Below are 21195 nucleotides of genomic sequence, written 5' to 3'. Positions count from 1 at the left end.
CGCCCCCAACGCCGTCAGCCGACAGGAAACCACCATGCGTTTCGCCACGTACGAGCACCGCAACCGACGACACGTGGCCGTCGTGGAAGAGGACGGCACGCTCTTCCCTCTCCCCGGTGTCGGCTCCCTGACCGGCCTGCTGGCCCGGGGCGGCGGCCTGCCCGAGCTGCTGAAGGAGGGCAACGCCACACTGGACCTCCCGGCCGGCCCCCACGTCTCCGAGGTCCGGCTCCTGCCCCCGCTCCAGCCGCCCACCATCCGGGACTTCGTCACCTTCGAGGAGCACGTCGAGGGCGTACGACGGTCCGTGGACGGTGTCGGCGGGGTGCCCGAAGCCTGGTACGACGCCCCGACCTTCTACTTCACCAACCCCTACGCGCTGATCGGCGCCCACGACGACGTCCCCGTACCGCCCGGCAGCAGCGCCCTCGACTTCGAGCTGGAGGTCGCCGCCGTCATCGGCCGGGAAGGGCGGAACCTCAGCCCTCAGCAGGCACGCGACCACATCATCGGCTACACCGTCTTCAACGACTGGTCGGCCCGCGACCTGCAGTCCCGTGAGATGCAGGTCCGTCTCGGCCCGTGCAAGGGCAAGGACACCGCCGCCACCCTCGGCCCGTACCTGGTGACCGCCGACGAACTGGAGCCGTACCGCGACGCCGACGGATTCCTGCGCCTCGGGCTCACCGCCGCCGTCAACGGTGAGGTCGTCGGCAAGGACCTGCTGTCCAACATGAGCTGGACCTTCGAGGAGATGGCGGCCTACGCCTCCCGCGGCACCGTCGTCCGTCCCGGCGACATCCTCGGCTCGGGAACCTGCGGCAACGGCGGCTGCCTCGCCGAGCTGTGGGGCGTGCGGGGCGAGCAGTCACCGCCTCCCCTGAAGCCCGGCGACACGGTCACGCTCACGGTGGAGGGCATCGGTACCGTCTCCAACACCGTGGTCGCCGGAAGCGCCCCGGTGCCGCTGCCGACGGCCCGCCGCCGCACCCGGGAGCGCCCGTGAGCGCCCCGCACCCCACCAGACTGCACGGCAGGGTCGTCGTCGTCACCGGCGCCGCGCGCGGCCAGGGCGCCGCGGAGGCCGAGGCCCTGAGGCGCGAGGGAGCCCATGTCATCGCCACCGACGTGACCGAGGCTCCCGACTGCCGCCTCCTCGACGTCACCGACGGCGAGCAATGGGCCGATCTCGCAGCGGAACTGCACGCCACGTACGGCAGGGTGCACGGCCTGGTCAATAACGCGGGCATCACCTGGCGCGCTCGTCTCGGCGACGTCATGCCCGACGACCTCGCCCGCGTCCACGCCGTCAACGTCACCGGCCCGCTCCTGGGCATCCAGCACCTGACGCCGCTGATGCCGCCCGGGGCGTCCATCGTCAACGTGGGCTCGACCGCAGCGCTCACCGGTCATTACCCGGTCGCCTACACGACCAGTAAATGGGCGCTGCGCGGACTGTCGAGGACAGCCGCCACGGAGCTCGGCCCGCGCGGCATCCGCGTCAACACGGTCCACCCCGGTTTCATCGAGACCGAGATGACCGCTTCCGCGGCGCCCGTCTTCCGTGAAGCGAACATCCGGGAGACGCCCCTGGGCCGCACCGGCACGGTCGACGAGGTCACCCCGCTCGTCGTCTTCCTTCTGTCCGACGCGTCCTCGTTCATCACGGGCGCCGAGATCCCGGTCGACGGCGGCCTCACCGCACACGGCGGTGCCAAGTCCATCGCGGACGCCATGAGTTCGCCCGCGGCGCCGGACCTCCGCAAAGCAAAGACGGAAAGGGCTCCCTTCTCATGAACAAGGTGAGCGCGTCCGCCGCAGAGGCGGTCGCCGACATCTGTGACGGCGCGTCCCTGGCCGTCGGCGGCTTCGGCCTCAGCGGCATCCCCGAAACCGTGATCCGGGCCCTGCACGAGCTGGGCGCCACCGGTCTGGAGGTCGTCTCGAACAACTGCGGTGTGGACGACCGCGGCCTGGGAGTCCTGCTCGCCGCCGGCCGCATCGCCCGCGTGACGGGCAGCTACGTCGGCGAGAACAAGGAGTTCGCCCGCCGGTACCTGTCGGGTGAGCTGGAGGTGGAGCTGGTGCCGCAGGGCACGCTGGCCGAGCGGCTGCGCGCGGGCGGCGCGGGCATCCCCGCCTTCTACACCCCTGCCGGTGTCGGCACACAGGTGGCGGACGGCGGCCTGCCGTGGCGGTACGCGGCGGACGGCTCGGTCGCCGTGGCCTCTCCGCCCAAGGAGACCCGCGACTTCCGCGGCCGGCCGCACGTGCTGGAGCACGCCATCACCACCGACTTCGCCCTGGTCAGGGCCTGGCGCGGCGACCGGCACGGCAATCTGGTCTTCCGCAAGGCGTCCGCCAACTTCAACCCGCTCGCCGCGATGGCCGGCCGGATCACCGTCGCCGAGGTGGAGCAGCTCGTGGAACCGGGCGCGCTGGACCCGGGTGAGATCCATCTGCCGGGCGTCTTCGTCCAGCGGGTGGTGCCCCTCACCCCGGAGCAGGCCGCCGACAAGCAGATCGAGAAGAGGACCGTACGCGCATGAGCTGGACCCGCGAGCAGATGGCCGCCCGCGCCGCCGCCGAACTCACCGACGGTTCCTACGTCAACCTCGGAATCGGGCTGCCCACCCTCGTCCCCGGCCACCTCCCGCCCGGCGTGCACGTGGTGCTGCACTCCGAGAACGGCATCCTCGGCACGGGCCCCTACCCCCGCGAGGACGAGGTCGACCCCGACCTCGTCAACGCCGGGAAGGAGACCGTCACGGTGCTGCCCGGCGCGTCCTTCTTCGACTCGGCCCTGTCCTTCGGCATGATCCGCGGCGGCCACATCGACACCGCGGTGCTGGGCGCCATGCAGGTGTCGCAGCGCGGTGACCTGGCCAACTGGATGATCCCCGGCAAGATGGTCAAGGGCATGGGCGGCGCGATGGACCTGGTCCACGGCGCCCGCCGGGTGATCGTCCTGATGGAGCACACCGCCAAGGACGGCAGCCCGAAGCTCCTCACCGAGTGCACCCTGCCGCTGACCGGCCAGGCGTGTGTCCACCGTGTCATCACCGACCTGGGAGTCCTCGACGTCACCCCCGGGGGCTTCACGCTCGTCGAGACGGCCCCCGGCGTCGCCCTGGGGGAGCTTCGCGCGAAGACGGACGCACCTGTGCGGTCCGACGCCCTCCGCGCGGTCTGAGAGGTCAGCTCGCCGGTTATCGAGTGGGGCCGGCCTGTGCGGCGGTGTCGGGGAGGGGGCGCCGGGCGACCTCATGGGCGTCGTCGGGGGGTACGCCCAGCATGCGCAGGACCATCTCGGCGAGGTCGGTCGCGGCCTGGTCGCCGTCCAGGTCGGGGCGGGCGAATCTCAGCTCCGCCAGGGAGAGCAGGGTTCCGCCGAGTGCGGTCAGGGCGACCGCCGGGTCGACCGGGGTGAAGCGGCCGGAGGCCAGGCCGGCCTCGAGGTCGCGCAGGGCCCGGCGGGCCAGGCCGTTGTCCGAGTGGATGTGCCCGAGACCGCGGCGGCGCAGGACCTGCATGAGCTCCGGCTGGGAGTCGGCCATGCGGGCGCTGAGCCGGAAGCCGGACGCGACGAGTTCCGCGGGGTCGTCGATCCCGGTCAGGTGCTCGTCGAAGGTCTGGCCGAACTCTTCCATGGCGTCCACCACCGCCGCCTCGAACAGCTCCGTCTTGGAGTCGAAGTGGTTGTAGAAGGAGCCGAAGCCGACGTCCGCGCGTTCGGCGATCGCCTGGATGCTGGCGCTCGTGTCGCCGCTCTCGGCGAGTATCTGCCGGGCCGCGTGGATGAGCGCGCGACGGGTCTCGGCGCGACGTCGCTCGAACCGGTTGCTGGAGGGGGCTGGGCTGGGCATGCCCAGAGTCTATCCGCGTGATCGATGGCGACTGCATCTCTGATGGTTTCATCATTTACTTGAGGCGGACCCTTGACGACGGCACCGTCAAGATTGATGATTTCCTCATCATGAGGAGGCCGTCGGAGGGCGCCATGTCTGAAACCCGCACGCTCGGGGGCGATGTCGAGACCGCCCACCAGGACTTGCACAGCGAACACGGCGCCCTGCGCGGCGAGCGCCCGGGCCGTTCCCGGAACCCCGTGATCAAGGTGACGGACCTGGCGTGGCTGGAGTTCGAGAAGCCCGACCTGGACCGCGCCGAGGTCTTCGCGCGGGACTTCGGGTTCGGGATCGCCGCTCGCACGGCGGGGGAGCTGTGGCTGCGCGGCACCTTCGCCGGTCCGCCCTGCATGGTGATCCGGCGCGGCCGTGCGTCCCGTTTCGTCGGCCCGGTGTTCCGTGCGGCCGAGCGGGCCGACCTGGACCGGCTTGCGCGGGCGACGGGATCGGCCGTACGGGACGCGGATGTGCCCGGCGGCGGCAAGGTGGTCGGCCTGCTCGACCCGTCCGGCCTCCCGGTTCGGGTCGTGCACTGCGCCGAACAGCTCCCCGCACTGCCGGGACAGCAGCCGCTGCTCCTCAACTTCGGTACGGACCACCGTCGTGTCGATGCCGTGCAGCGTCCGCCGCGGGAACCGTCCAGGATCCAGCGGCTGGGTCATGTGGTGCTGGAGACGCGGGTGTTCGCGCGGGCCCTTCAGTGGTACCTGGACACGCTCGGGATGATCGTGTCGGACTTCCTGTTCCTGGACGGGCAGCGCGACCGGGGTCCGACGATGGCGTTCATGCGCTGCGATCTGGGCGGCGTGCCGGCCGACCACCACACGCTGGCGATGCACCTGGGACCGGGAACGGGTTACGTCCACTCCGCCTACCAGGTGAGTGACCTGGACTCGATCGCGGCGGGCGGCGAGTACCTCAAGGAGCGTGGCTACCGGCGTAGTTGGGGCATCGGCCGGCACATCCAGGGCAGCCAGCTCTTCGACTACTGGCGCGACCCCGACCACTTCATGCTGGAGCACTTCGCCGACGGCGACCTGTTCACCTGTGACGTCGAGCCGGGCTGGGCCCCCATGTCGGCCGGCGGCCTGGCCCAGTGGGGCCCGCCTGCCACCCGCGACTTCCTCGGCGCGAGCCCCTCCCCACAGCGGATCCGGGACGTCGTCGAGGCCCTGCGCGGTGACAACGAGATGGACCCCGCACGCCTGCTGGGCCTGCTCAGGGCCGCCACGCCCTGAGCCTCCACCCCCTCACGAAGGTACTGCCATGAGCACCAATGTCCTGCGCACCGCCGACGGCTGGTGGGTCCTTTGCGGCGACCGAGCCGTCCAGGTCGACACCAAGGCCCTGACCACCGCTGAACTGATCGCCGACCGTGACGCCGTACGGGAGGCGGCACGGTCGGCCGACGCGGGCACGCCCGTCGCCGACCTGGCCGTCCTCTCCCCGGTCACCACCCCCTGCCGGGTGGTGGCCCAGATGGTCAACTACCGCAGCCACGCCCGGGATTCGGGCTTCACCGGGGACATCCCGCCCGCCTTCTTCCGCAAGGCGTCCGGCTCGGTCAGCGGGCCGGTCGAGGCCGTCGTCCGCCCCTCCCATGTGAGGTTCCTGGACTACGAGATCGAACTCGGCCTCGTCATGGGGGCACCGCTGCCCGTCGGCACCGTGGTCGAGGAGCGGGACCTGCCGGCGTACGTCGCCGGGCTGGTGATCACGAACGACGTCAGCGCCCGAGAGATCCAGCTGACCAGGACGCAGTTCTACGAGAGCAAGTCCTACCCGACCTTCACGCCGACCGGGCCCCACCTGGCCCTGCTGGAACCGGAGGACTTCGTGCATCTCCTCGACCTGCGGCTGCGGCTCTGCGTCAACGGCGAGCCGCGCCAGGACCGCACCCTCGCCGACATGATCGTCCGCCCTGCGCAGGCCCTCACACTGCTGGCCCGCTTCCAGACCCTCGACCCCGGCGACCTGCTGCTCACCGGCACCCCCGGCGGCACGGCCCTCAAGGCTCCGCCCAAACCCGTCGAGAAGATCGGCGCACTGCTCCCGCCGGCCCTGAAGTGGAAGTCGTTCTTCAAGACGCAGGCCAGGAACCCGCGTTATCTGCACGCCGGTGATGTGATCACGGCGACGATCGCCACCCCGGACGGCCGGATCGACCTCGGCGTGCAGAGCACCCCCGTCGCCGACCCGCGACACGACCCGAAGTGAGCCGCACATGACCGCCGAACACAACGAGTGCGACCTGCCGGTGGTGATCATCGGCGCCGGGCCGGTGGGCGTGACCGCCGCGCTCCTTCTCGCCGGACGCGGGGTCCGTACCGTCGTTCTGGAACGCCACAGGGACGTCTACCCCCTCCCGCGTGCCGTCGCCACCGACGACGAGGTGTGCAGGATCCTCCAGGCGGCGGGCGTGGGGGAGGAGTTCACCGCGATCGCCCGCCCGGCGAACGGGCTGCGGCTGCTGGATGCCCGGCACCGGGTGATGGCCGAGTTCCGCCGTACCGAGGACGGCCACCACGGCTATCCCCAGACCAGCATGTTCGACCAGCCCGAACTGGAACGGCTGCTGCGCGCCGCCCTCGCCCGGCACCCGGAGTGCGAACTGCGCGGCGGTGTGGAGGTCACGGGTGTCGGCCCGGACACCGCGGGCCCGGTGCGGGTGACCTACCGCGACGGCGGCGGCGAGCGCGAGGTGTGGGCCGCGGCGGTGCTGGGCTGCGACGGCGCGGGCAGCCTCACCCGCGCGGCCGTCGGCGCCGTATGGGAGGACCTGCGCTTCGAGGAACGCTGGAGGGTCATCGACGTCCGGACCAAGGCCGATGTGCGCTGTTGGGAGGGCGTCGACCAGGTCTGCGATCCGCGCCGCCCGGCGACCTTCATGCGCGTCGGTGAGGACCGCTACCGCTGGGAGTTCCGGCTCGGGGACACCGAGGTGCCGGTGCGCGAGCTGATCGCCCCGTGGCTGCCACCGTCGTACGACGGGGACGTCGAGGTCGTCCGTGACACGCGGTACACGTTCCGGGCGCGGATCGCCGACCGGTGGCGCAGCGGCCGGGTCTTCCTCCTCGGCGACGCGGCCCACCTCACCCCGCCGTTCGTCGGGCAGGGCCTGTGCGCGGGACTGCGGGACGCCTACAACCTCACCTGGAAGCTCGCCCGCGTCCTGCGACAGGGCGGGGACGAAAGGCTGTTGGACACCTACGAGAGCGAGCGGAAGCCGCATGCCCGGCATGTGATCCGGCTGGCGGTCGCCATGGGCTGGGCCATGACCGGCGGCCAGGACGGTGCCGCCGCGGTGCGCCGCAGGCTCCTGGCCGCGGCCTGCCGCATACCCGGGCTCACCACCGTGGCGGGCCGCGATCTCAGCCCGCCCCTGACCGCCGGGCCCCTGGTGCGGCGCACGGACCGCCGGGGCCTCGTGGGCACCCACTGCCCGCAACCGTGGGTGAGCGTCGCAGGACGACGCGCCCGTCTCGACGAGCTGCTCGGTGATTCCTTCGCCGTCCTGACCGCCGCGGATCCCTGGCCCTCGCTGAGTGCGCTCACCCACGCCCTCGGCGCGCGGGCGATCACCGTGGCCGACGTCGGCGACGACGGCACCCTCGCCGCCTGGCTGCGCGCCGGCCGGGCGGACGCCGTACTCCTGCGACCCGACCGTGTCGTCCTGGACGTCGTTCCCGCCGGGGGCTCCGCCTTCACCGGCACCGCCGCCTGGGCACCCCTCCTGTACACCACCCGCAACCCCCACCCTCTCCGGCGGACCGCCGGCACAAGCCCGCTGAGGAGCGCCACACGATGACCGTGCCCAGCCCTTTCATGACGCCTGATCCGCAGGCCGTCGCGGACAGCACCATCATGGACTTCGCCCGTCACGCCGGGAGGGCCGGCTCCGACTACGCCGCCCTGCACCGGTGGTCGGTCACCGACCTGGAGGGCTTCTGGGGGATGGTGTGGGAGTACTTCGACATCGACGCGGACACTCCCCACGAGCGGGTCCTGGCCGAGGAGCGGATGCCCGGCGCCCGCTGGTTCCCCGGCGCCACCCTCAACTACGCCCACCACGCCCTGCGCAACCTCGCCGACGACGCCGTGGCGATCGTCGCCCTCGACGAGACCGGCTCCTGCTACGAGATGACCGCGAGCCGCCTGCGCGCCGAGGTCGCGTCCGTCGCCGCGACCCTGCGCGATCTGGGTGTCGGCCGGGGGGACCGCGTGGTGGGGTACCTGCCCAACACCCCGCACGCGATCGTCGCGTTCCTCGCCGCCGCGAGCCTGGGCGCGGTGTGGTCGGTGTGCGGACAGGACTACGCCCCCAAGGCCGCCGCCGACCGGTTCGCACAGCTCGAACCCACCGTGCTGATCGCCGCCGACGGCTACCTGTTCAACGGCACCACCCACGACCGCCGCGACGCCACCCTAGAACTGGCCGCACAGCTACCGACGTTGAAGGCGACCCTGCTGGTGGACCACGTGGGCCTGCCGTGGCCGTCGAAAGCGTACCCGTCGCTCGTCGTCCCCTGGGAGGACGCCTCGACCCGCTCCGAGGAACACATGTGCGTACCGGTGCCGTTCGACCATCCGCTGTGGGTGGTGTTCTCCTCCGGCACCACCGGCCTGCCCAAGGGCATCGTCCACGGGCACGGCGGTGTCCTGCTGGAGCATCTCAAGACCCTCGGCCTGCACTGCGACCTCGGCCCCGGCGAAAGGCTCCTGTGGTACACGAACACCCATTGGATGATGTGGAACCTGGTCGCCTCCACCCTCCTGACCGGCGCCACGACCTGCACCTACGACGGCAGCCCGGCACCCCTGGCCCAGCCCGACATCCTGTGGAAGCTGGCCGCCCGCCACCGGGTGACCGTCTTCGGCACCAGTCCCCAGTACCTGCTGGGCATGGCCAAGTTCGGCATCGACCCCTCGGTGCACGACCTGTCGTCGATCCGGGTGGTCGGCTGCACCGGATCCGCCCTGCCGGCCTCCGCCTACCCCTGGGTCCGCGAGCACGTCGGCGACCGCGTGCTGCTGGCCTCGGTCAGCGGCGGCACGGACATCGTCTCCGGCTTCGCGGGCAGCGCGCCCAACACCCCGGTGTGGGCGGGGGAGTTGTCCGCGCCGCACCTGGGAGTGGCGCTGGCCGCGTACGACAGCGAGGGCTTTCCGGTGGTGGGCGAGGTCGGTGAACTGGTGGTCACCCGCCCGATGCCGTCGATGCCGCTGTCCTTCTGGAACGACCCCGACGGCACCCGCTACCGCGACGCCTACTTCTCCTTCCATCCCGGCGTGTGGCGGCACGGCGACTGGATCACGGTCACCGCACACGGCTCGGTCATCGTCCACGGCCGCTCCGACAGCACGCTCAACCGCAACGGCGTCCGGCTCGGCAGCGCCGACATCCACGACGTCGTCGAACGCCTTCCGGAGATCGCCGAGGCCCTCGTCATCGGCGCGGAGGAACCCGACGGCAGCTACTGGATGCCGCTGTTCGTGGTGCCGGCCGCCGGAGCCGAACTGAACGACACTCTGCGCGACCGCATCCGTGAAGCCATCCGGAGCGGTGCCTCACCCCGTCACGTCCCCGACGAGATCCTCGAAGTGCCCGGGATCCCGCACACCCGCACCGGCAAGAAGCTGGAGGTCCCCGTGAAACGCCTCCTCCAGGGCGTCCCGGTCGAGCAGGCCGTCGACCTGGCCGCCGTGGACGCGCCCCACCTCATCGACCTCTACGCCCGCCTGGGCGCCGAGCACCGGGACCGATCGGCATGACCACCGCACGCATCACCCTCGCCGTCGCACTGTCACTGATCTTCTTCTCCTTCGGAACGGCGAAGATCGCCGCCGCTCCTTTCATGCGTCAGGCAGCCGCGCACCTGGGCCTGTCACTGACCCTCTACCGGGTGATCGGTGCACTGGAGATCGCCGGAGCCGCGGGTCTGCTGCTCGGCCCGGCCTCGGCTCCGCTCGGCGTGGCCGCCGCTGCCGGGCTCGCTCTGCTCATGACGGCGGCCGCCGTGGTCCACCTGCGCCACGGTGACCCGCCCGCGCGAGCCCTGCCCGCGGCCGTACTGGCCCTGACGGCGACGGCATACGCCGGGGCCGTCATCGCCGCCGGCTGACACCCCGGAGTGTGCAGGCGGTATCGAGCGGGGACCGGCGATGCCCGAGGCTCACGAGTCACCGTCGTCGCGGCGCTGCTGCGCTGACGCGACCCGTAGGTGCGCAACGGACGAGGAGCGAGGAGCGGGCAGCGAGCACCACCCACGCTGCGCTCCCGCCGACGCCCATGGACCTGCCCGCCCCGCCCCTCACGTGCACCGCCCTGCCTCCGCCCTTCACGTGCACCGCCCTGCCTCCGCTTTCTCACAGCTCCTTCAGGAGGGCTCCTCATGCCCATGCGTACAGAGATCCCCGTCTACCACCCCGATCTGTATGCGGCCTCGGCCATCCGCGACACCTATCCGCACTACGCCGCGCTGCGCGCACTCGGCCCCGTGGTCCACCTGAGCAAGCACCGCGTCTACGCCCTGCCGCGTTACGCCGAGTGCAGGCAAGTACTGCTGGACGACGACACCTTCATCTCCTCCGGTGGCGTCGCCCTCAACCCGGTCGCCAACCGTGTGGGCCAGGGCACCACGCTGTTCAGCGACGGCGAGGACCACGCTCGCCGCCGCTCTCTGCTCGGGCACCGCCTCACTCCCCGGGCGCTGCGCACGATGAAGGACACCGTCGACCGGCAGGCCGCCGCCATAGTCGAGGACGCCGTGGCCCGCCGGACGGTCGATGCCGTGGAGGTCGCCACGGCGCTGCCGATGTCCGTCGTCCCCGACCTGGTCGGCTGGCCCCGCGAAGGCCGTGAACACCTGCTGCGCTGGGCCGGCGCCACCTTCGACGCCCTGGGCCCGCTCAACTGCCAGGCGGCACGCACGCTTCCCGCGTCCCTCGGCATGCTGCGCTACGCGCGCGCCGTCGTGCGCGACCGGTCCGTACTGGACGGCAGCATGGGCCACGACCTGCTGCTCGCCGCCGACGAGGGCCGGATCATGCCCGCGGAGTGCGCCACCATGATGATCGACTACCTGGCGCCCTCCCTGGACACCACCATCAGCGCCATCTCAAGTGCCTTGTACCTGTTCGCCGTTCACCCCGAACAGTGGCGCCTGTTGAAGGCCGACCCGGACCTCGTCCCGAAAGCGGTCAACGAGGTCGTCCGCTACGAATCCCCGATCCGGGCCTTCTCCCGGACCGCCGCCCGTGACACGGAACTCGCCGGCATCGCCATCCCCAAGGGCTCCCGGCTGCTGGTCCTCTACGGTTCAGCCAACCGCGACCCGTTGGAGTGGGACGACCCGGACACCTTCGACATCCGCCGTGACGCCACCCGCCAGCTCGGCTTCGGGCGGGGCACCCACGGCTGCGCCGGACAGGGCCTGGCCCGTATGGAGACCTCCGCGATCCTGCGCGCCCTGGCCGACCGCGTCGACCGCATCGAGTTGACCGGCCCGCCCGAGTGGGCCCTGAACAACGTCATCCACCGCCTTGAGCGCCTCCCGCTCGAACTCATCCCCGCCTGAACCCGCCGCCCGCCCGTTCGAGGACAGCTGAGGACAGTCTCATGAAGATCTCCGTCGACCGTCCACGCTGCGAAGGCCACGGCCTGTGCGCCGACCAGGCCCCCGACGTCTTCAGCCTGGACGACGACGCCGAACTCGCCTACCGCTTCGAGAACACCGACGTCCCCGACGAGCACCGGCCCGCCGCCCGCGCGGCCGTCAACGCCTGCCCGGTCGCCGCCCTGCGAGTCCTGCCGTGAGCGCACCGCGCTCGGTGCTCGTCGTCGGCGAGTCCCTCGCCGGCACCACGGCCGCCCGCCACCTGCGCACCCTCGGCCACATCGGACCGCTCACCCTCATCGGTGCCGCGGAGCAGGGCGCGTACGGAACGTCGACGGCGGTCGCCTACGGACTGCGCAAGCCGGTCGCCGCACTGCGGGCCCTGGCCGCCACGTGGTTGCCACCGCCATCGGTTTGATGTGACCCCGTGGGGCCTTTCCCCTGGCCAGGCCGTAGGCGGTTCAGAGGTGCCTGGCCTCGTCCCGAGCGGGTGCAGGCCGCCGACCGGCGGGGTCTCGGTCCCTGGGCGGGGTCCTTGTGGAGGCCGCCCTGTCCGGCCCCCTGTCGGTCGGGGTGGGGCTGGGGCTTGAGCGGCCCGAACTCGTTGGTGCGGGAGCCGGCTTCGGGCTCGTCTTCGGTGATCGCGTTCGATCGGCCCGGACTGGGCTGCGGTGAGTATCCGTCACCGCCGCCGGGTGTCGAGGAGGAGGCCACTGCCGCTCTGGCCGGCGGGAGCGAGCGAGGCCCGCGACACCGTGCGAACCGCTCGGCCTACGGCGAGCGTGGAGGCGCAGCCATCGATCATCCAACACCGGCAGATATATTTCGTAGCTCGATATATGCTTGATGTATGACCAGACAGAATCCGCCTCTGACGGAACCGCAGTACTTCATCCTCGCCGCACTGATGGATGGCCCCCTGCACGGTTACGGCATCATCAAGGCGGCCGAGCGGGCCACCGAGGGGCGGTTGCGGATCGCTGTCGGCACGCTCTACGGCGCGCTGGAGCGGATGGAGCGGGCCGGGTGGGTGGCCGCCGGCCATGAGGAAATCGTGGACGGGCGGGCGCGGCGCTACTACCGGCTCACCGAGGACGGCAGCGAGGCGCTCGGCCGGGAGGCGCTGCGGATGCAGCAGGCGGCGGCTGTCGTCATCGGACGTTCGCGGGATGCCGGAGCAGCCCCGGCATGAACCGTCTCCTGCTCGCGGTCTATCCCGACTCCTACCGCTCCCGGCAGGGAGAGGAGGTACTGGCCTGCCTCGCCGAGGCCTACCCCGGCCGTTCCTGGCCCCCGCCACGGGAGATTGCCGCCCTCGCCCGGGCCGGAGTGCAGGCCCGTGCCCGTGCCGTCGTCGACGACACCACCCGCCCCTGGTGGCTGGACGGCATCCACCTGGCCGCCCTGGCCCTCGCCGCGCTGGCGCTGGTTCCGTACCTGCAGGACGTGTGGCACTGGGCCCTGCGCATCGACCCCGGCCGGCACGCCATCGCCTTCCCCTTCTCCGGCTGGTACCCGTGGGCGCAAGGTCCCGGCGGCCGGACACGGCTGCTGCCCTACGGGCTGCTCCCGTTGGGCTGCCTGATCGCTCTGCTGCGCGGCAGAGCGTGGATCGCGCTGCCGGCCGCGACAGCCATGATCTGGGCCGGCGCCACGTCCCACGGCCGCACCGTCTTCGGGGACGAGGGCAAGGCGGGCTTGAGCTACTACGGTCTGGGTGCCCCGCTGACGGCCCGTGACCTGGTGCTGTCGGGGGTTCTGTGCGCGGCGTGCGCCGTGCTGGCGCTCTGCCGTCCCGGCCGTCTGCGACGCCGCTCCTACCGCTGGCTGGTCCCTGTCGTGCTCGCCGTGTTCGTGGCCGGTGGCCTGCACATCATCTCCGTCAGTCCGACGTTCCAGCGCGGTCTGTTCGTCCTGGAAGTCGCCGCGCTGCTCGGCGCGTGGGCGGCGACGGCCGCCACCGGCGACCACCGCTGGCTGATCCCCGTCGCGGCGGTCGCGCTCGTCCGCACGCAGGCGATCGTCGACCGTCCGGACGCGTTCATGCAGTCCTTCCCGGACCTGGTCGTCCTCATCCTGCTGATCGCACCCCTGCCCGCCCTGGCGATCACCGCCCACCGCCGACAGCGGCAGGCACTTGCCGAATAGGAGCGGCCCCCCGATCGGCCCCCCGGTCGGCCCCCCCGGCCGGGCCGGCCGAGTCCGGCGGGCCCACGTCGTGCCGCAAGACATGCGCGAACCAACTCTCCCTCGACGGAAGAAACACAACGATGACCCAGCACGACTCTCCGACCCTGCCCGCGCACAGCCCCAGGGCCCCGAGGCAAGCCCCCGCAGCCCCCGACGCCCCTGACGGCCCCAGCAGGTCGGGTCCGTCACGGCCGTGGATACCGGCTCTGCTGTACACCCTGGGGTTCGTGACGCTCTACCTGCTGGCCATCTGCACCCCGTGGGGGCAGCGGGCCGAGAACGCCCTGTTCGGTCTCGGTGAACAGGGCGGCGAAGAAGCATGGATCTACCCCCTGTCCGGAGCGGTCTACGGCTCGACGCCCCTGCCGCCGATGGAACTGAGCGCCAAGCCCACCCTGATGGTGGGCCTGGCCGTCATCGCGATCCTCACCCTGCTGCGCCGGTGCTGGCGGCAGGGATGCGCGGCGCTCGGCGTCGTCATTCTCACGACCGGAGGCAAGGAGGTCCTCAAATCGACCCTGCCCCGCCCGGACCTGGTGGGCGCGCCCGAGAACCTCCTCGACCAGGGTTTCCCCAGCGGGCACACCGTCATCCCGGCCGCGCTGACTCTCGCCGCCGCCCTCGTGGCCTCCCCCCGTGTCCGCCCCTACGTCGTCACGGCCGGTGTGCTGTGGCTCGCCTGCATCGCCGCCGCCACCGCGACCATGGGCGGCCACCGGCCCAGCGAGGTGCTGGGGGCCACCCTGCTGGCCTGCGCCTGCTACGGCCTCGCCACCTGGCTGCTGCCACCGGCCACCACGCGGAGCCCTCGTGCGCTGCCCGTCATCACCCTGACGCTGGCCGCGGCCGTCGCCCTCGTCTCGGGCGCCCGGGACGACACGCTCACCAGGTCCTTGACCTCCGCGGCGACGGCCTTCATCTGTGCGGCCCTGGTCTGGTACGCCGCATCCGGGCGGCCCGCACGCCCGGCATTGTCAAGTGGCTGACCGTGCGTTGCCGCTTTCGCGGACACAAGGGAGGAACCCGGGTGGGATGTCGGAAGGCACACGATCGCCATGTGGACGCATTGGCAACATGACATGCGACGGATTGCTAACGACTAGTTGGGTTCGGCCAAGCATCCTTGCTCTGACTTGATCACTCACTTCGGAAGGGCTGGGCATGGCCAAGACAGGGTCCATGAGGGGTAGAAACTTGTTCCGAACGAAGGCGCTTCCGGTGATGACTGCTGTCGCTGCGGCCCTTCTCGTAGGAGTCAACGCGACCTCCGCCAGTGCCGGCACCGGACAGTTGTTCGCACTGAAGATCAACGACTTCCGGGACTGGGGCAACTTCGAGCAGGACCCGTACCAGGACATACCCGGTGACTCGATCAGGGCGTGCGACGGCTTTGCGGACGGCTGGGGCGTGACGGCTTACCTCGACTCCAATCACAACGGAGTCTTCGACCGTACCGCTACGACGAGCGGGCACCCTGCCGGCTACTGCAGCCCATGGGCTTCGGGCAATATCCCCGAAGATGCCACGGTGACCCTGAAGGTGTGCAACACCAAGTCCGGCTATGCGCCCAAGAACTGCAAGCAGGAGGACTACACCGCCTAGCCTCGATCCTTCGTGACGGTCTGCCGACTCCGTCGGCAGACCGTTTCGCGTTCCGTGGTGTCCGCACGAGGAACACGTGGAGCGCACCATCCGCCTCATCAGGGATTGGTACGAGGCGGACTCCGCTTCGCCGGTGTGACGACGCCTTCGCCGCCGCCGGGTCACCGGTTCTGGCTCAGTGGGTGGCTGACGGCCGGGGCGCCGACGAGTGAGGGGGCGTGGCTGCTGTGCCCGCCTCGCCCGAGGTGCGCCCCCTGCCTCACCGGGCTGATCTCGGCTGCCCGCACCCCGGATCTGCGGGGGGAGGTGACCATCCGGGGCCGCCCTGGACGACAGGACCCTTGCTTCAGCCCATGGCGCGCGGGGGCCCGACCGAGTCCCGCAGGACGAGTGACGTGCCGAGCACCTGATGCTGATCGGCCGGCGGGAACCTGTTGTCGCGCAGGCCGAGGGCGGTGGAGAGGGCGAGTCGCCCCAGTTCCTCGTACGGAACGCGCACAGAGGTCAGCTTCGGGCGGACGTCGGCGGCCAACTCACTGTCGTCGTAGCCCACCACCGAGACGTCGCCCGGCACATCCAGACCACTGTCGAGCAAGGCGTTGAGTGCGGCCGCCGCCAGCAGGTCGGTCTCGGCGAAGACGGCGGTGAACGCCGGGCCGTCGGCCGAGAGCCGGCGCATCCGCTCGTAGACCGTCGGCCGATTGAAGTCGACCCGCTCGATCATTTCTGCTGCCCGGCCACCGCCGAGCGTCGCGAGTGCACGCCGGTAGCCCGCGAGGCGCCCGGCGGTCGTCGTGTGGGCGGGGTCGCCGCCGAGGTACAGGATGCGCTTGTGGCCCTGCGACAGCAGGTGACCCGTGGCGGCGTACGCACCGCCCTCGTTGTCGTACTCGATCACCGTGGTCGGCACATCGGGGGCCAGCGGTGGCCTCCCGCACAGGACCAGTCGTGAGCCGGCCTGGTCGAGGCCGCGGGCGATCTCCACCATTCGCTCGCGGTACGCCTCGTCGTCCACGACACCGCCGATGAGGATGACGGCTCTGGCGGAGCGCTCGCGCATGGACTGCAGGACGGTGAGTTCGCGCTGCGGGTTGTGGTCGCTGAAGCCGACCATGCAGACGTAGCCGTGCCGTGCCGCCTCGCGCTCGGCACCCATGACCGCGTGGGCGAACGGCTGCCCCAGCACGCTCGCGAGAACAAATCCAACCTGGGGTGTCTCCATGCCGCGCAAGGCCCGGGCATGGGAATTGGCGACGTAGTTCAGCTCCTGGACCGCGCTCATCACGCGCTGGCGGGTGCCTCTAGCCACCGGATAGTTGCCCGCGAGGACGCGTGACACCGTGGTCGCCGATACCCCGGCCAGGGAGGCGACCTCCTTGAGCGTCGCGCGGGACATCTCCATTGCCAACCCGGGGCCCCTTTGGTGATCGTTCCCTACTGGTTCGCCGAGTCTAGTACGCGCGCCCCGGCTCGGACCCTTGAGCAGCCAACGATTTCTGCCAGGCTGGCAGTCCAGGAGGGTCTCGCTTCTTCGGTGGGAAGATCGGACGGATTGGCTGAATGCCCAGTTCGTAGCTCATGCTGACGCTCCCGCAGGCCGCGACCGCTCATCTGTAGGGACAGTAAAGAGTGGGTAAAGCCTTGTTCCCGGTCCTTAAGGTGATGGGTCGCGACGGTTAACGCTGTCTGTCAGACCCGGGCAAACGTTGTCCACTCTGCTCGGGTGGTCGAAGCCTGCCCGCCACCGGGGGCTCGCCCGTCCTGGTCCTCATCGACGTCATCCTCCAGTCCATCACCGGGCCCTCGAAGCGGTGGCTTCTTCGGTCGGCCGCCCTCCGGTGTCCGGGCGCGCGTCATGCCGCTCCGGATACAGGCGGTTCCGACTTCCGGAACACCGTCTCGATCACGAGAAAGGGACATGCGATGACGCATCCGCCCAGTGAGCCGCGACCCCGCAGTACCGCTTCCGGCCCCCTGCCCGACCGCGGGCCGAGCCGACGCCGCCTGCTGGGCGGTGCGGCCCTCGTGACGGCCGGCCTCCTGACCAGAGCCTGGCCGGCCGCAGCCGTCACCCAGCACCCGAGTGCCCTGCACACGGCGGGCGACCTCGCCCGGATGACCTCCGTCGTCAACGCCGGACTGCAGCCCTGGCGGGACGGCTGGTCGAAGCTGCTCGCCAACTCCCACGCCCAGTCGGGCTGGACCCCGAACCCGCAGACCACCGTCTACCGAGGCAGCGCATCGTCGGACAACTACGGAACCCTGTACCACGACATCGCCGCCGCCTACCAGAACGCCCTGCGCTGGAAGATCTCGCAGAACACGGCCTGCGGTCAGACCGCCGCGAACATCCTCAACGCGTGGGCACACACCCTCACCAAGATCGACGGCAGCGCCGACCGGTTCCTGGCCGCCGGAATCTACGGCTACCAGTTCGCCAACGCCGGCGAACTGATGCGAGGGCACTCCGCGTTCGACCTCACCGCGTTCAAGAACATGATGCGCGTGGTGTTCTACCCGCTGAACGACTCGTTCCTGGACAACCACAACGGGGCGTACATCACCAACTACTGGGCCGGCTGGGACCTGTGCAACATGGCCTCCGTCCTCGCCATCGGCATCCTCTGCGACGACGACACCCTGGTGACACGGGCCGTCGACTACTTCCACGACGGCGCGGGCAACGGGTCGCTGAACAACGCCGTCCCTTACGTGTACGACTCCCAGGGCCTGGCACAGTGGCAGGAGAGCGGCCGGGACCAAGGACACACCGCACTCGGGATCGGCCTCATGAGCACGGTCTGCGAGATGGCCTGGAACCAGGGGTACGACCTCTACGGAGCCGGCAACAACCGCTTCCTGAAGGCCTGCGAGTACGTCGCCAAGTACAACCTCGGCTACGACGTCCCGTTCACCGCCTTACACCGTCCACGTCGGAGCGCCCGGTGTCTGGGAGCGCTGGGACGAGTACGACACGATCGGCGCCGACGGTCGTGGCTCCGTCCGCCCGGTCTGGGAGTCGATCTACAGCCACTATGTGGGCCGCAGGGGGCTCTCGGCGCCCTACACCGCGCGGTACGCGTCCCAGAGCCGGGCCGAGGGCGGCGGAGGCGACTACGGCCCCAACAGCGGCGGCTACGACCATCATGGCTTCGGCACGCTCACCGCGATCCGCGACAAGGGAACGATCACGGCCGGCGTCTACACCTTCACCAACGAGTACAGCGGCAAGAACCTCGACAACGGCAGCACGTCGTCGGAGGGCGCCCGGACCATGCAGTGGACCGCGAACAGCGGCGCCGACTCCCAGCGCTGGCGCCTGACCGACGCGGGTAACGGCCATTGGACGGTGACCAGCCTGTACAGCGGCAAGTGTCTGGACAACGGCAACACCACCATCGAGGGTGGCAACGTTGTCCAGTGGACCGCGAACGGCGGCAACGCCCAGCAGTGGACGGTGTCCGACGCCGGCAACGGCTGCTACACCCTGGTCAGCCGGATGAGCGGCAAGGGCCTGGACAACGGCAGCGGCACGGCCGACGGCGCCGGTTGCGTCCAGTGGGCGGTGAACCGCGGCACGCCCCAGCGATGGCGGGCGGTGAAAGTGGGGTAGCTCGTGCGGCCGGGCCTGTCCGCCAGGGGGCGGCCGGGCCCGGCCCGCTCGTGCCGGGCAGACCGTCAGACGACGACTTCCCGCCTCACCTCTTCTCCCGCGGGCAGCGACACGTTCTCCCGCAGACCCGAAGCGCGGTGGACCAAGGTGACCGTCTGGGCGGTGGCCGACCGCAGAGCCACCGTCAGGCTCTCGGCACTCCACCGCAGTTCCTCGATGACGATCCCGCCGTGACAGCGGACACCGCGGAGCACACCGCGGGTCAGTGCGCCGGGCGGGGCGGGCAGCAGTTCGACGACGCCCGGCCTGGTGTACACCAGCATTTCCAGGAGCAGCCCGGGCAGGGCGTGGGCGGCGTCCGCGTTGTAGATGTCCAGGTCCGGGTTGTGGGAGGTCATCAGGGACCGGAAGACCATGTCGCGGTCGAGGATCTTGCGGAGATTGGCTTCGGCGAGCACGGCGTCCTTGAGCCGGGCCGCGGCGAAGGCCCGGTGCAGGCTGCCGTGCGCCGACAGGTTCTCGTCGCCGCGCAGCTCCAGGGCACGGTGCGCGGCCCGCGCCAGGCCGGGGGTGTCGTCCGGGGTGATCTCGTGCAGCGGCCAGACCGGGTAGAGGTGGCTGACGTGCCGGTGCTCCTCGCTGGGCTCCGCCCCCGGCCAGGCCCATTCGGCGAGCGCGCCGCGCTCGTCGACGAGATAGGGCGGAAGCCGGTCGAGGAGCGCGGCGAAGCGCGGGTCCCCGCTGACGGTCAGCGCGTGGCGGGCCGCGGCGATGTCCATCGTGGCGTTGACGGCGGCGAACGGCTCGTACGCCGAACGCGGCGCGTTCTCCGGGGAGAACGACGGGACGAACACCACCCGGCCGCTGTCGTCGGTCCGGGTCAGGAAGTCCTCGAAGAACTCGGCGGCCTCGGTCAGCCAGCCGGCCAGCTCCGGTGAGCGCTCGCCGGACACCGACTCGTGTTCGTGCAGCGGGTACAGCAGCCAGTCGGCGCCCGCCACCCACATCATCAGCGGCCAGTCGGTATCGAAGTGGAAGATGTGGCCGCTCTCCCCGTCCGTCCGGCTCGGCGCCAGCAGGCCGCGCGCCCCGTACACCGCACGGGCGTTGTCCCGCCAGTGGTCGATCTGGCCGCGGACGAGTGAGCGGTAGGCTTCGGTGACCTCCGGGAGCCCACCCAGGTTGGCGCCCGCCATCTGGAGGTTGATGTTGGCGTCCGTGGTGAAGTCGCCCGACCAGGCGGCGCCCCAGGCGCCCAGCCACAGGCCGGTCAGCCGCGGGGGCAGTACCCCGCTGGAGCTGAGCAGCAGATAGCGGCCGGAGTGGAACATCCGCTCCAGCAGAGCGGCTTGGCAGCCCTGGGCGATCAGTTCGTGCACCCGGCGCTCGCGGTCGGCGGGGTCGACGCCGAGGTCGAGCTCGGTACGGCGATAGGCGGGAGTGTGCAGGGCCGTGTGCCGGGCGAGCAGTTCGGCGTAGTCGGCCGTCAGCTCCGTGAGCGCCGACGCCAGGGCCGCCGTGTCCTTCCGCTCCGTCTCGTGCCGCCCCAGTTTGGACAGCAGCAGCACCTCATCGGCGTTCTGCACGTACACGGTGTCGCCCACGAACTCCACCGTGGCACCGGGCGCGTGCAGCAGGACCAGGCCCTCGAATCCGTATGCGCCCTGGCCCTCGGGGTACCGGCCGGCGATGTGGAGGAAGGTCCGGCCGTCCTCCTCGTACACGGTGCGCTCGTAGCCGACCTGAGGGGGGCGGCCCGGCAGTTTGCCGGTGAGCGAGACCATGAGGTCCTGGTCCTTCCCCGAGAACGCCTGGACGACCACCGCGTCGGCACGGGAGACGAAGCTGCGCCGCAGCCGGTCCCCGGTGTCGTCGCTCCAGCGCACGGTGATCTCGCCGGTGGTGAAGTCGGTCGTCCGCCGGTAGCCGCGGACCGGACCGTTCGCCCGACCGTCCACCTGCATCACGTATCCGGGGTGGAACGGCTGCGTCCAGAGGATCGGGTGTCCCTCGGCCGCCGACTTCTGCGCCTCGTACGGCCGTCCTTGGAGGATGAGATCGCGGATCTCCTCCATCCGTCCGGCCAGAGCGGGGGGCGGTAGGTCGCGGGTCCCGTTGGGCAGCACGAAGCGGTGGTGGTTGAAGACGACGCGCTCGGTATGCGGATCGCCGTGGACCATGATTCCGTACTCGCCGTTGCCGGAGAGGAACGCGTCCTCCCATCGGTCGGCGGGACGGTCGTCGTGGATGTGGTGGACGGTCATGG

General features: G+C 70.9%; 20 protein-coding genes and 1 pseudogene. 18 read left to right on the top strand and 3 right to left on the bottom strand.

Annotation, left to right across the window (positions count from 1 at the left end; translation table 11 throughout):
- Positions 1 to 34 precede the first annotated feature (34 nt).
- From PYR72_RS05125 to PYR72_RS05110, 4 genes are read left to right on the top strand one after another with little or no spacing between them, the layout of a single operon-like run.
- The gene (locus PYR72_RS05125; RefSeq protein WP_275454110.1) at positions 35 to 1006 is read left to right on the top strand and encodes a fumarylacetoacetate hydrolase family protein; all 972 of its coding nucleotides are present in this window, start codon (positions 35 to 37) and stop codon (positions 1004 to 1006) included.
- A complete protein-coding gene (locus PYR72_RS05120; protein ID WP_275454109.1) occupies positions 1003 to 1797 on the top strand; it encodes an SDR family oxidoreductase in 795 nt (264 codons plus the stop codon). The genes PYR72_RS05125 and PYR72_RS05120 overlap by 4 nt, the downstream gene beginning before the upstream one ends.
- Positions 1794 to 2549 carry a CoA transferase subunit A gene (locus PYR72_RS05115; RefSeq protein ID WP_275454108.1) on the top strand — a complete coding sequence of 252 codons (756 nt, stop codon included), beginning with the start codon at positions 1794 to 1796 and terminating at the stop codon, positions 2547 to 2549. Before PYR72_RS05120 ends, PYR72_RS05115 begins: the two co-directional genes overlap by 4 nt.
- The gene (locus tag PYR72_RS05110; protein WP_275454107.1) at positions 2546 to 3193 is read left to right on the top strand and encodes a CoA transferase subunit B; all 648 of its coding nucleotides are present in this window, start codon (positions 2546 to 2548) and stop codon (positions 3191 to 3193) included. Before PYR72_RS05115 ends, PYR72_RS05110 begins: the two co-directional genes overlap by 4 nt.
- A gap of 16 nt (positions 3194 to 3209) precedes the next feature.
- On the opposite strand, the gene PYR72_RS05105 is transcribed toward PYR72_RS05110, so the two are convergent.
- Positions 3210 to 3866, bottom strand: a complete 657-nt coding sequence (locus tag PYR72_RS05105; RefSeq protein WP_275454106.1) for a TetR/AcrR family transcriptional regulator — start codon at positions 3864 to 3866, stop codon at positions 3210 to 3212.
- 134 nt (positions 3867 to 4000) lie between these two features.
- Between PYR72_RS05105 and PYR72_RS05100 the strand changes: the two genes are divergently transcribed.
- The 12 genes from PYR72_RS05100 (at position 4001) to PYR72_RS05045 (ending at position 15316) form a co-directional block, all read left to right on the top strand.
- Positions 4001 to 5146, top strand: coding sequence for a VOC family protein (locus PYR72_RS05100; protein WP_275454105.1), 1146 nt, complete (start codon positions 4001 to 4003; stop codon positions 5144 to 5146).
- Positions 5147 to 5174: 28 nt separating this feature from the next.
- Entirely contained in the window at positions 5175 to 6125 is a 951-nt protein-coding gene (locus PYR72_RS05095) for a fumarylacetoacetate hydrolase family protein (RefSeq protein ID WP_275454104.1), read from the top strand.
- A 7-nt stretch (positions 6126 to 6132) separates the two neighbouring features.
- Entirely contained in the window at positions 6133 to 7716 is a 1584-nt protein-coding gene (locus tag PYR72_RS05090; protein ID WP_275454103.1) for a bifunctional 3-(3-hydroxy-phenyl)propionate/3-hydroxycinnamic acid hydroxylase, read from the top strand.
- Positions 7713 to 9680, top strand: coding sequence for an acetoacetate--CoA ligase (locus tag PYR72_RS05085; protein WP_275454102.1), 1968 nt, complete (start codon positions 7713 to 7715; stop codon positions 9678 to 9680). Before PYR72_RS05090 ends, PYR72_RS05085 begins: the two co-directional genes overlap by 4 nt.
- The gene (locus PYR72_RS05080; protein WP_275454101.1) at positions 9677 to 10030 is read left to right on the top strand and encodes a DoxX family protein; all 354 of its coding nucleotides are present in this window, start codon (positions 9677 to 9679) and stop codon (positions 10028 to 10030) included. The genes PYR72_RS05085 and PYR72_RS05080 overlap by 4 nt, the downstream gene beginning before the upstream one ends.
- A gap of 270 nt (positions 10031 to 10300) precedes the next feature.
- Complete coding sequence (locus PYR72_RS05075) at positions 10301 to 11485, top strand: cytochrome P450 (protein ID WP_275454100.1); 1185 nt, start codon at positions 10301 to 10303, stop codon at positions 11483 to 11485.
- Positions 11486 to 11526: 41 nt separating this feature from the next.
- Positions 11527 to 11724, top strand: coding sequence for a ferredoxin (locus tag PYR72_RS05070; RefSeq protein WP_275454099.1), 198 nt, complete (start codon positions 11527 to 11529; stop codon positions 11722 to 11724).
- On the top strand, positions 11721 to 11942 hold the full coding sequence (locus tag PYR72_RS05065) for a hypothetical protein (RefSeq protein WP_275454098.1): 222 nt from the start codon (positions 11721 to 11723) through the stop codon (positions 11940 to 11942). Before PYR72_RS05070 ends, PYR72_RS05065 begins: the two co-directional genes overlap by 4 nt.
- 432 nt (positions 11943 to 12374) lie before the next feature.
- Positions 12375 to 12716 carry a helix-turn-helix transcriptional regulator gene (locus PYR72_RS05060; protein WP_275454097.1) on the top strand — a complete coding sequence of 114 codons (342 nt, stop codon included), beginning with the start codon at positions 12375 to 12377 and terminating at the stop codon, positions 12714 to 12716.
- Positions 12713 to 13672, top strand: a complete 960-nt coding sequence (locus PYR72_RS05055; protein ID WP_275454096.1) for a hypothetical protein — start codon at positions 12713 to 12715, stop codon at positions 13670 to 13672. The genes PYR72_RS05060 and PYR72_RS05055 overlap by 4 nt, the downstream gene beginning before the upstream one ends.
- Positions 13673 to 13794: 122 nt before the next feature.
- On the top strand, positions 13795 to 14700 hold the full coding sequence (locus PYR72_RS05050) for a phosphatase PAP2 family protein (protein ID WP_275454095.1): 906 nt from the start codon (positions 13795 to 13797) through the stop codon (positions 14698 to 14700).
- Positions 14701 to 14935: 235 nt separating this feature from the next.
- Positions 14936 to 15316 (top strand): hypothetical protein, encoded by a 381-nt coding sequence (locus PYR72_RS05045; protein WP_275454094.1) that lies wholly within the window; start codon positions 14936 to 14938, stop codon positions 15314 to 15316.
- 346 nt (positions 15317 to 15662) lie between these two features.
- On the opposite strand, the gene PYR72_RS05040 is transcribed toward PYR72_RS05045, so the two are convergent.
- Positions 15663 to 16718, bottom strand: coding sequence for a LacI family DNA-binding transcriptional regulator (locus PYR72_RS05040; protein WP_275454093.1), 1056 nt, complete (start codon positions 16716 to 16718; stop codon positions 15663 to 15665).
- Between the two features lie 521 nt (positions 16719 to 17239).
- Between PYR72_RS05040 and PYR72_RS05035 the strand changes: the two are divergent.
- Both PYR72_RS05035 and PYR72_RS05030 read left to right on the top strand, forming a co-directional pair.
- Positions 17240 to 18145: pseudogene (locus PYR72_RS05035) on the top strand (cell wall anchor protein); the annotation flags it as partial.
- Positions 18146 to 18353: 208 nt separating this feature from the next.
- A complete protein-coding gene (locus PYR72_RS05030) occupies positions 18354 to 18929 on the top strand; it encodes an RICIN domain-containing protein (protein WP_275454092.1) in 576 nt (191 codons plus the stop codon).
- Between the two features lie 65 nt (positions 18930 to 18994).
- Here PYR72_RS05030 and PYR72_RS05025 read toward each other — a convergent pair whose 3' ends face one another.
- Positions 18995 to 21193, bottom strand: coding sequence for a glycoside hydrolase N-terminal domain-containing protein (locus PYR72_RS05025; protein WP_275454091.1), 2199 nt, complete (start codon positions 21191 to 21193; stop codon positions 18995 to 18997).
- Positions 21194 to 21195 lie beyond the last annotated feature (2 nt).

It is taken from the genome of Streptomyces sp. VNUA24 (assembly GCF_029167005.1).
Classification (GTDB): domain Bacteria; phylum Actinomycetota; class Actinomycetes; order Streptomycetales; family Streptomycetaceae; genus Streptomyces; species Streptomyces scabiei.
Note: the sequence above shows the minus strand (reverse complement) of the source record. Positions and strands in the feature narration are given on the sequence as shown.